Origin of the sequence: Desulfovibrio sp. (assembly GCF_019424165.1) — a bacterium.
Lineage (GTDB): Bacteria > Desulfobacterota > Desulfovibrionia > Desulfovibrionales > Desulfovibrionaceae > Desulfovibrio.
In genome coordinates this window covers 1-10745 of the sequence record NZ_JAHZAA010000053.1, presented here as the reverse complement: position 1 = coordinate 10745, position 10745 = coordinate 1, and the positions used below count along the sequence as shown (strand labels likewise).

Below are 10745 nucleotides of genomic sequence, written 5' to 3'. Positions count from 1 at the left end.
GGCCAACGCCGGCACGGTGACCATTGCGGGCGGTGAGGAACGTCTTGACCCGGCGGCGAAGAAGGACGCAAAGCGCATCGGTAATCTGGTCGGCAGAGGAAAAACCGGGGGCAAAGATCAGTTCCACGGCCTCGCGATCATCCAGCTGTGCGGCCTCTTCGGCAGTGATCACGCCTTTGCGGATGGCTGTTTCGCGCATTTTTGCCGGGTCAATGCCCTTGCCGTCGTCTTCGATCTCAATGGCAACGGAATTGCCCTTGTGAAAAGCCCGCAGCGTCACTTTGCCCTTGGCGGGTTTGCCCGCGGCGAGGCGCACATCTTCCGATTCTATGCCGTGATCAACGGAGTTGCGGATAAGGTGGACAAGGGGGTCACCTATGACCTCTACCACGCTCTTGTCCAGTTCCGTTTCTTCTCCTTCCATGACCAGGTCTACCTCTTTGCCGCTTTTGCGCGAAAGGTCGCGCACCAAACGGGGAAAGCGGGAGAATACAGATGACACAGGAACCATGCGCACCTTCATGATGGTGTCTTGCAGGTCGTCAGAGATGCGCGCCATGGCGTAGGTCGTTTCAGAAAGGCTTTGCGCCACATGCGAAATGTCTATGTTGTCGCCGCTGTCTTCGAGCGAGCGGGCGATAAGTGTGTAGCGGTTACGGTTGATGATCAGCTCGCCGATGAGGTTCATGAGATGATCAAGGCGTTCGTGGTCAACCCGGATGGTGGAAGAGCTTTTGTGCCCTTCAGCGGCGGGAGCCGCGCCCTTTGTCTGCGGGGCCGCGGCGCGCGCTGGGGCGGCTTGCGCCATCGGGGTCGCAGGCTTGGCCTGAGCGGGGCGCGAGGCTGCTTCGGCGCTTTGCCCGCCGGATACCGGAACTGCCGTAGTCGCCGGAGTTGTCGCTTTTGCATCTGCTGGCGCGGCGTTCTGAACTTCAGCCTGTGCCGGAGCGGATGCAATGGGGGTGCTGGTTGTGGTGGGCGTACCTTCAGGTTTATCTGAGGTGACCGCGGTACCGTCCCCATCTTCTTCATCAGAAGCAGGCTTCGTGGTGGCGGAACTGACGTCTGTGGGAACCTTGCCATCGTTCAGGGCCTGACGCACCATGTCCTGGATGATGCTTACTTCCTGATCCAGCAGATCCACCATGAGGTCGAAGTCTATCCCGCTGCTGCGCCCTTGATCCACAATACCGGCCGTGCGTTCGGCATAGGTCTTGATGTCCGCCAGCCCCATAAAGCCGCAGGCATTTTTTATGGCCAGCAGGCAACGGTACAGGGCATCAATGGAATCCTTGTGGCTGCCGTCTTTTTTCAGGGTTTCCAGGGCCGCATGGATAATTTCGATCTGTTGCTGCACGGTGACGCGAAAAGCTTCGGCATCATCGCCTTCAGAGCCCACGGGAATAATGGTAGGAGTCACCACCTCCACGGGCGCGCCCGTGACATCATCACCAGCATGCGCATGTTCCGGCTCGCCGGAGTCTGCCTGCTCACGCCCTTGGGCGGTCAGTAATTCCGCTGGCAAGGCAATGGGGCCGCCGGCAAGGGCATTTTGCAATTGCTTGACAACGGAACCTGTTTCAAAGGGCGACGCCTGGCCGGAAGCAACGTCAATATTGTGTACGAGGGCTTCCATAACATCCACAACAAGCAGCAAAAGATCAATAAGCTCGTGCGTAGGGATGATTTTGCCCTGGCGCACGTTATTGAGCAGTGTTTCCGCTTCGTGGGTGAGGGCATTGAGGTCATTATAGCCGATAATGCCGCTGTTGCCTTTCATGTTGTGGAAAAAACGGAAAAGGTCGTTGACGAGCTCGCCCTGGCCTGTGGGGTTTTCTTCAAGCTCAAGCAGGCCATTGGTGAGATTTTCAATTATTTCAATTGATTCATCAATGAAATCTTTGAGATGACTTTCCCCAAAAGCTGTAAGGGCGTAGGGCGGCAAGGCAGGCAGGGTTGCGACCCATTCCTTGCCGCTCATGCCGTCGGCACCGTCCACGCCGGCAATCGCGCCATCCTGGGGCTGCGCTTCGGCTGTCGGATCAGACAGCGGGACATCGGACATTTCATGCACTGCCGCGAAATTCTCTGTTTCGGGCAGGGGAGCGGCGGAAGCCGGTGCGGTTTCTGCCGCCGGAAAAGACGGAGATGCCGGGGCTTGTCCGGGCTGTTCCTGCACCGGAATTTCTCCGGCCATGATGGCGTCAATCTGGGCCATGATATGCCCGATTTCCACTTCACCTTCGCTATTGCTGCTCTCAAGGTTATCAATCATCTGGCGCAGGGCGTCTGTGGAAGCCAGAATAACGTCCATAATTTCCGGCGTGACGACCATGCTGCCTTTGCGCAGCTCATCCAGAATGTTTTCAGACTTGTGGGCGAGCTGATTGATGCGGTTCAGGCCAAGAAAGCCCGAAGCGCCCTTGAGCGAGTGCATGGGGCGGAAGATGTCATTGAGCAGTGCCAAGTTCCCCGGAGCTTTTTCAAGCTCAAGAAGATTGGGCTCGATAGTTTCGAGGTGCTCTTTGGCTTCTGCAATGAAGTCAGCAAATAATTCCGGGTCAAAAAGATCCTGGCTCATACCCCATACCCTTGCTTGGCTGAAAGCGCTGTACCCATTTGGGTAATACTGTCTTTCTTATCGGCTAGCCCAGGAGCATCTTTATATTGCGAACCATTTTTTCCGGCTGCGCTGGTTTGACCATATAAAGGTTGGCCCCAAGGCTCATACCGGTTTGTATGTCTTTTTCCTGCCCTTCGGTGGAAAGCACGATAATCGGGATGTCTTTGTAGGCATCCTGGGCGCGGATGGTCTTGATAAAGGTGAAACCGTCCATGCGCGGCATGTTGACATCAGAGACGATCAAGTCCACCGGGTCAAGGCTGTACAGCTTTTCGATGGCGTCAAGGCCATCCTCGGCGGTGCTGACCTTGAAGCCTTCCCCTTTCAGCACAAAGGCCACCAGGTTACGGATGGTTTTGGAGTCATCGACGACCATGATATGTTTTTTCATAATATCTGTCCCTGTCCGTCAAATGTTGACTGCCGCCTTGCGGGGCAGTGCAGCATGGATTTTTCTGTCGGTTTTCGGCAGTGCTGCAGGCAACCACCCAAAAACCAGGGTGCGGTGCGGCTGCTCGTGCGGCCGATGTGGGCCGGCATTTGAAGCATTGATCCGCGTTGGCACAAAAGTGTAATTTAGAAAAAATTTCAAAATATCGTAGATGTTATTTACATTATTTGCAAGGGCAAGCGTTTGCCTGTGATCGTGGGCGCCTAGATGTCCAGCAGTTTTTCCACAATTACTTCCGGGTCTATGATGCCGTGCAGGTGATCGCCCACCTCGGCCAGCCCATAAAGAAAATCAGCGCTGGCCCCAAGCTGGTTTTCAGCATTCCAGTTTATTTTCCGCTGATCAATCATGTACATGGTATGGATCTTGTCGACAATAAAGCCAAGCTGCATGTCTTTTCCGTTGCATACCACAATGAAGTTCCCCGGCGCGTAGTGGTATTGCTGTTCCAGCGTCAGCAGGGCGTCCAGATGCAGCAGCGGGGTGACCCGTCCCCGCAGGTTGACTACCCCGGCCACAAAGGGAGGAGCCATGGGCAGGCGGGTGAGGGGCATATACCGCAAGACCTCAACAATAACACAAACCGGCAAAAGAAAAATCTGCTCGCGCACATAAAACGATACCATCTGCACCTTGTCTTGCGCTGCCAAATGCGACTTCAGCGGCACGGCTGCTTTCGGAGCTGCGGCTGCGTCATGCCGGTATTGTCCGGCTGTGGCGGCCGCGGGGGCGGAAGGCATTTCTGCGGGTGCGCGAATCTGCTCCGTACCCGTGCAGGGCATGGCCGCCAGAGGGGATTGCACCGGCAGGGCGGCAACCGTCTCGCCGCCAAGATATTTCTGCACAAAAGCCCGTTCCGCATCACTGAGGGATGCTGCCGTTCCCTGCTCGGGCGGCGCAAAAGACAGATCAGCAAAGTACTCTTCAGGCGTTTTTACCATAGGTGCAACACTTCCTCGGCCAGAGATTCATAACAACGCGCGCCCCTGGAGTTTTTGTCTATATCGTAGATGGTGCATCCCTGTGCACTTGCTTCTCTGAAGCGCGTATCCACCCCGACTACGGAAGAAAACATGGCGTGCCCCATTTTGTGCTGCAAAAGTTCAAGCACTCTGGTGCAGGCTTTGGCCCGCCTGTCATACATGGTGGGCAGCGCCCTGTAGAGCACCGGCCTGCCAAGGGCTTTGTTCAGCGTATGCAATGTGTCAAACAGCAGCTTCAGTCCGTGCAGAGCCAAAAAATCTGTTTGAATGGGAATTATGAGCAGGTCTGCCGCAACCAGGGCGTTGACCAGTAAAATACCCACATGCGGCGGGCAGTCCAGCACCACAAAATCGTAGCTGTCCCTTACGTGGACAAGACTTTTTGTCAGCACGCCGCCCTTGGCACTGCGCTCCTTGAAGTCCACTTCAAGCTCTGAAAGGCGTATGCTGCCCGGGGCCACATCCATGCCGTGCAAGGCCTGCGCGCGCACCAGATGCGGCCACAGGGCGGGCCACTGGGTTTCGTCAGCCAGAAAGAGGTCATGCAGGCTGTATTGCACATCCTCCGGATAAATCCTGGCATGCAGGGTTGCGCAGGCGTGCGGATCAAGATCCAGCAGCAGAACCTTTTTGCCCGCGCGCGCCAGCGCGCTGCCCAGGGTTACCGCAGTGGTGGTTTTTCCCACGCCGCCTTTTTGATTGGCTATGGCAAGAACCTTGGCGCGCATGTCGCTTACGCCAGCTTGCGGTAGACGATGGTCCCCTTGAAATGCTCAAGCTGGAATGCGCGGCTGATATTATGCAGCGATTCTGAATGACCGATGAGCAGCGCGCCGTTGGTTTCAAGGTTGTCATAGAAGGCGTTGATTACCTTGCGCTTCATTTCGTCGTCAAAATAGATGATGACGTTGCGGCAGAATACAATCTGCGACCTTTCGACCCGCTTTAACTGCTCTCTGTCGCTAAGGTTTATCTGCCCGAAGGAAATAATGTTCTTCAGTTCCGGCTTGATCTTGTAAAGGCTACCGTCTTTGATGAAGTAGGCATCAACTATTTCCTTTGGGGTGGTGCGCAGGGCGTATTCGCTGTAGATTCCCTGCCTCGCTGCGGAGAGCACAGCCTCTGAAAGGTCGTTGGCCGTTATTTTGATATCCCAGCTATGGATCTCGCTTTTGAGCACTTCATGCAGAATGATGGCAAGGGTGTACGGCTCTTCGCCCGTGGAACAGCCTGCCGACCAGATACGCAGCTTTTTTGAGCCTTTCTGGCGGCACATATCAAGTATTCCCGGCAGCACCTGTTTTTGAAAAACTTCCAGCTGGGGAGGATTACGGAAAAAACTGGTTTCGTTGGTGGTCATCACCTCAAAAAGCTTGTTCAGTTCCGTTCTGCGGCTGGCATCGAAGCGAAGATAATTGTAATACTCGCTGTAACTTTTGAGATTCAGATCCTTGATACGGTTGGAGAGACGGTTCTCAACGAGGTATTTGCGGTTTTCTGCAATAAAGATGCCGCATTGCTGATAGATAAAGTCACGCAGTTGCAAAAATTCTTCATCTGTTATCTGCAGGTCCTTGCGAAAAGGCGAAGTCGCCCTGGCGCTTGCAGGAGCTGTTGCAGGTGCGCGAAATGCCGCAGTGGGCGACAGGGGCTGGCGTAGAGCCTCGCCCGGCTGTGTGCTGCGAAAAAGAGAAGGTCGGGAAGGCAGGTTTCCCTGCGCGGCCGCTCCCACTCCAGACCGGAATGCGTCGCCTGCACCTGGGGTCAGGCCGTTTGGGCGCAGCGCGCCTGCTCCGCTTGCGGGGGGTGTTGTGCCGGGCAGTATGCCGCTGCCGGGGCGTGCTGCCCTGTTACTGAACAGGCCGGATGCCGGAGGCGTGGTGGAGGGCAGGCCAGCAGTGCCGGACGTTGCCGCTGCGCTTTGGCGCAACGGCGAGTTCCAGGTGGACTGCCCCAGGTTGGGTTGCCCCTGGCCGGTTTGCCCGAGGTAGGGACGCCCCGCGCCTGTCTGCCCCAGTGTACTTTGGCTCGCTGCGCCGTATCCGGTCCCGGTGCTTGCCGTTTGCGCGGCAAAAGGGCTGGAGGCGGGTGCGGTTTGCAACGGTCGCGCGCCCGGAGCGGTCTGGCCGAATGACGCAGGTGCGGCAGGCGTGGGAGGCCGTTGGTTGAGAGCCTCGGACCTGAACGGTGACGTGGGCTGTGTGCCGGGTATCGTGGCGGAAGCCGGGCGCCGTTCCTGGTGAGCCGCCGGGCGTGAAAAAGGGGAGGGCTGGGTGGTGTCCCTGATGCCTGCCGCTGATGTGGCGGAACCCGTGGATCCCTTTTTCTCCGTTTCATCGGCGCTGTTGTTCGGCGCGCTATAAGGAAACATGGTAGGAGGCTGTGACATGGCTACTCCTGTTCGGCCTGTATGGCTGCCACTGCTTCTGCCGCAGCATGCTGAATTTCTTGATCTTCATTGTCCATCATGCCCAGAAGCACAGTGAAAGCCACATTGCCGCCGATCATGCCCAGAGCCTCTATAATCTTGAATGTCACCATGGGGTTGGCGTTTTCCAGCATCTGGGCCAGGGTGGGTACTGCTTCGGCAATCTTGTGCATGCCCAAAGCCTCGATAGCCCGGATTCTTACCCAGTCGTTGTCGTCAGCCAGTGCAGATATGATGTGCGGCATCACGGATGGAGTGCCGATCTGCCCGAGCAGGTCCACCAGGGCCACGCGCACGTCTTTATCCTCGTCAATCAGGCGGGTCATCAGGCTTGGCAGGTAGGCTTCGGCCTGCGGGCCGATATTTTGAAAAGCCTCAACCGCCACCTGTCTGACGCGTGGCGACGGATCTTCAAGCGCTCTGGTTATTTCTTCCAGATTTTCCGTCACGCTGTACCGCCCAAGAGCGTAAACGGCCATCATGCGCTGCATGGGATCGTCGCTGAGCACCCTTTCTTTGAAGCGGGCGTTAAGTTTGGGACTGTGAAGGTTGATGCACGCTTCAAGCGCCATTTCCTTCACGTCCACATAGCGGTGGTCGATCTGGGAAAAAACCACATCTTCCACTTCAGGGCAGGTGTGTTGATTGCCAAAGAAAACCAGAGCACTTTTAAGAACTTCTGCATCATCGGACTCTTCAACCACAGAGAAAAAAAACGGAGCATCGGTACAGTCGCCCAGCAGGGCCGCTTCGGCGGCTGCGGCGCGGCGCAGATCCGGGCTGACCCGCCAGTAGATGTTTTTCAGCTCTTCTACCGGGCTGTGGTCGTCGAGCAGGCGGCAGGCTTCCATGGCGATGGCAACGCGGTGCTCGTCATCACTGCGCAGGGCATCGCGCAGCACATGGTTGTAGCCAACGGAGGCAAGCGACTGGATTGCAGCCTCGTAAAGTTCGGGCTGCCGCTCCACGTCCAGCGTCAGGGCCATATCAATAATGGCCGTTGTGGCATCTTCGCGGCCTATGGCGCTCAGACCTTGCAGGGCCGCCAGCAGGATGTCGTCATCATTGTCCGTAAGGGCTTCAAGCAGATACGTGCGCAGACGTTCCTGCGATTTGGCGGACAAAAGCGACAGGGACCGGCCGCTCAAAATCTGCACAATGGCTTTGACGATCTTGTGGCGCAGAGGCACGCTGACATTTTCAAGAGAGCTGAAAAGCAGGGGAATGGCCTTCACATCACCCATGCCGCCCAGGGCGTCGATGATCGCGGAACTTACAAGGGGAGAGGCCTGGGGCAACAGCTTTACAAGGCCGTTGGCGGCGGAGGGATCCTTGATTTTTGCCAGGGCTTCCACCACGGCAAACTGCACCCATTCCTCATCGTGCATGGCCTGACACAGGGGGGCCACTGCTTCGGGAAAGGCCTGATTGCCCAGGCTGACAGCCGCCTGGTAGCGCACGTTGACCTCAGGATCTTTCAGCAGCGCCCTGCCGAGCAGGATGGCCGCCTGGTGCGTGAGGCAGTACCCGAGAATGTCGGCTATAAAGATGCGCAGGTCGGGATCATCGTCCTGCAGGTAGGGCTGCATGCTCTCGATGCTGTCGCTGCCGATTTCGCGCAGGATATCCATGGCTACGTTGCGTACCGGGGCTTCGTCGCTGCGCAGCAGGGGCAGCAGGGCTGCGACAACGTGCGGGCCACGAATCTTGCGCAGGGCATATTCCGCCGCTTCCTGCACGCCGATGTTGCTGCTTTTGATATGCTCGCAAAGCAGGGGGACGGCGTCTTGCAAAGCCATGTCGCCGGCACTGAAGGCGGCATTGCGGATAGTCGTGCTGTCGTCGGACTGCAATGCTTCCAGAATGGGCGAAGACGTATTGAGCGTATGTTCCATAGTGTCGTTTCCTGCTGCGCTGCTGGTCAGCCTCTGATTATCGTCATGATGGCCTGGGCTATGTCGTCGGCGTCGAGAATCTGGTTTGCAAGCTTGGCGTCCACTACTGCCTTGGGCATGCCGTACACTACACATGAGGCTTCATTCTGGGCAATGAGGCAGCCGCCTTTTTCTCTCAAAACCCTTGCGCCCTCACATCCGTCCGAACCCATGCCCGTGAGCATGACGCCCAGGGTGCGGCGTCCCATAAGTTTGCCCGCGCTTTCCATAAGCAGGTTGACCGTGGGCTTGTAAAGGGCATCGCGTGGTTCTTCGGTTACAGCTACTTCGGGCAGGGGGCCGCGCATGCGAACGCTTATGTGTCTGCCGCCGGGGCAGACGTAGGCATGCCCATTCTTCAAGCGGTCGCCGTCCTGCGCTTCAGTGACGCCTATACGGCATACGCTGTCGAGCCTTTTGGCAAAGGGGCCGGTGAAGGCTGCGGGCATATGCTGTGCAATCAGAAAGCAGGCCGGAATGTCCGGCGGCAGGGCAGAAAGTATTTTTTGCACCACCGGCGGCCCCCCGGTAGACACGCCGATAACTACCAGATCGCGCGGCCCGAGGCAGGGGGTCTGCACGTAATCGGCGGGCTGCTGTGGCTGTGTGCGCGGCATGGCGGCCGGCATGGGGATATTGTTGATGCGGCGGTATTTGAGCCGGATAATCGTTTTGCGGCGTGCCAGAGCCGTAACCTTGCGCCGCAGTTCCGCACCAAAGGCATCACGATCATTGCTCATGTTTTTGGGAATAAAATCCAGTGCGCCGTACTCCATGGCCTTTAAGGTGCTTTCCGCGCCGCTTTCGGTCAGAGAGCTGATCATGAGCACCGGCATGGGGGTGACCTTCATAAGCCGCTGGAGGGTTCCCAAACCGTCAAGACGCGGCATTTCCACATCCAGGGTCATGACGTCCGCATCCAGTTCTTCGGCTTTTTTCAGGGCTTCCAATCCATCTTTGGCAGTACCGGCAACCTTGATTTCCGGATCCTGTTCCAGCAGGGCGGTAATGGCATTTCGCATAAAAGTGGAATCGTCGACTACAAGAACACGGATCATACAGGCTGCTCGCTCCGCAAAGATTTTATGCCTCCAAGGGCCAGCGTCATGCTACGTCAGGCCTTATTTTTTTACAAATAAAAAATGGCTTGCAAAAATTACGTGTCTCGCATATCTTGCCTTTCTCGACGGGATGTGGCTCAGCTTGGCTAGAGCGCAGCGTTCGGGACGCTGAGGCCGCGCGTTCAAATCGCGCCATCCCGACCAAAAAATCAAGGAGTTACAGGTAAAACCTGTGGCTCCTTTTTTTGTTGAATGCAGCGTTTTTAAAAAATCATCTTTCATATTGCCGATTCAACCTGGCTGGCGTTTTGATGGTTCCTGCTCAGGATGGCCGCAAGCGCCATTGATGTTTTGTGTATACCTTATCGCGTATAGGGGAGCTTAGTGTAACGGTTTTAAAACAAGAGAACAACTGGTGTACTATGTTGACAGCGATGCCGTGTTAAGGCATAGTCTCTTGACAACTGCTTACACATCCCTGATTGCCCCGGCGCCACCGGGGCTTTCCCTTTTTTATGCCGGGAACAGACTTTCATTTTCTTCGGCAGATGGCTGCCTGGGCAGTCACGGCAGCAAACGTCTATCTGCTTTTAAGTTTGCCGTAGAGAATCAAAACAACCATGGCCCCGAGCACGGCAACAAAAAAGCTGGGCAAGTTGAAGCCTGTAACTTTTCCAAAGCCCAGTGATGTGCCTATAAAGCCGCCGACACAAGCCCCAACAATGCCGAGCAGGGATGTCATGACAAATCCTTTTTCCATTCGCCCAGGCATGATGAACTTGGCTATGGCACCTGCGACGACTCCAAAAATGATCCACGAGATTATACCCATGCTGTCCTCTTTTTTATGGTATTTTGTTACAGCAAGCTGCGAAACGATCTGGCGTTCCGACTGGCCTGAAGAAACGCATGAATACATGGTCCTTGTGTCCATGATATAAAGGTCGTGCGTTTCAGGCAGGTTGCTCGCCTTGTTGGGGCGGAATGGGCGCACTGCTGTTTTTGCTCTCTTTTTTGCTGTCCAGCTCGACAACATACAGGTTTCCGGCAAGTTTTCCGGCGTCGTCCCGGTATTCATTCCATTCCGCAAAAAAGATGTTTTCGTATGAATCGTACCCCTGTTTTTGCAGTTCGGCTTTCAGCCAGGTTTCATCCTTGTCGATCACCTCAAGAGCGGCCTCAACCACTGCACCATTGTTGAGCACCACATTGGAGATATGAGGATCTTCTTTTTTCTGCACGGTAAGCTGACCGTTGGGCTCTAT

At 56.1% G+C, this 10745-nt stretch carries 9 protein-coding genes and 1 tRNA gene; 1 reads left to right on the top strand and 9 read right to left on the bottom strand.

The features are described 5' to 3' along the window. The 7 genes from QZ377_RS12115 to QZ377_RS12085 form a co-directional block, all read right to left on the bottom strand. A partial coding sequence (locus QZ377_RS12115) for an Hpt domain-containing protein (RefSeq protein WP_291441436.1) occupies positions 1 to 2581 on the bottom strand: 2581 nt, incomplete at its 3' end. Positions 2582 to 2645: 64 nt separating this feature from the next. Beyond that, the gene (locus QZ377_RS12110) at positions 2646 to 3014 is read right to left on the bottom strand and encodes a response regulator (RefSeq protein WP_012625008.1); all 369 of its coding nucleotides are present in this window, start codon (positions 3012 to 3014) and stop codon (positions 2646 to 2648) included. Between the two features lie 263 nt (positions 3015 to 3277). After that, positions 3278 to 4015, bottom strand: coding sequence for a chemotaxis protein CheW (locus tag QZ377_RS12105; RefSeq protein WP_291441434.1), 738 nt, complete (start codon positions 4013 to 4015; stop codon positions 3278 to 3280). Then, positions 4009 to 4785, bottom strand: a complete 777-nt coding sequence (locus QZ377_RS12100) for a ParA family protein (RefSeq protein WP_291441432.1) — start codon at positions 4783 to 4785, stop codon at positions 4009 to 4011. Before QZ377_RS12100 ends, QZ377_RS12105 begins: the two co-directional genes overlap by 7 nt. Before the next feature lie 5 nt (positions 4786 to 4790). After that, a complete protein-coding gene (locus QZ377_RS12095) occupies positions 4791 to 5627 on the bottom strand; it encodes a protein-glutamate O-methyltransferase CheR (protein ID WP_291441438.1) in 837 nt (278 codons plus the stop codon). 821 nt (positions 5628 to 6448) lie between these two features. Beyond that, positions 6449 to 8380, bottom strand: a complete 1932-nt coding sequence (locus QZ377_RS12090; protein WP_291441429.1) for a HEAT repeat domain-containing protein — start codon at positions 8378 to 8380, stop codon at positions 6449 to 6451. Between the two features lie 26 nt (positions 8381 to 8406). Further along, entirely contained in the window at positions 8407 to 9477 is a 1071-nt protein-coding gene (locus QZ377_RS12085; protein ID WP_291441427.1) for a chemotaxis response regulator protein-glutamate methylesterase, read from the bottom strand. 129 nt (positions 9478 to 9606) lie between these two features. On the opposite strand from QZ377_RS12085, the gene QZ377_RS12080 reads away from it, so the two are divergent. Next, a tRNA-Pro gene (locus QZ377_RS12080) sits at positions 9607 to 9684 on the top strand. A gap of 376 nt (positions 9685 to 10060) precedes the next feature. On the opposite strand, the gene QZ377_RS12075 is transcribed toward QZ377_RS12080, so the two are convergent. Beyond that, a complete protein-coding gene (locus QZ377_RS12075) occupies positions 10061 to 10312 on the bottom strand; it encodes a GlsB/YeaQ/YmgE family stress response membrane protein (RefSeq protein WP_291441425.1) in 252 nt (83 codons plus the stop codon). A gap of 121 nt (positions 10313 to 10433) precedes the next feature. Beyond that, positions 10434 to 10745 (bottom strand): YetF domain-containing protein (locus QZ377_RS12070; RefSeq protein ID WP_291441424.1); only part of this gene is annotated, 312 nt, incomplete at its 5' end.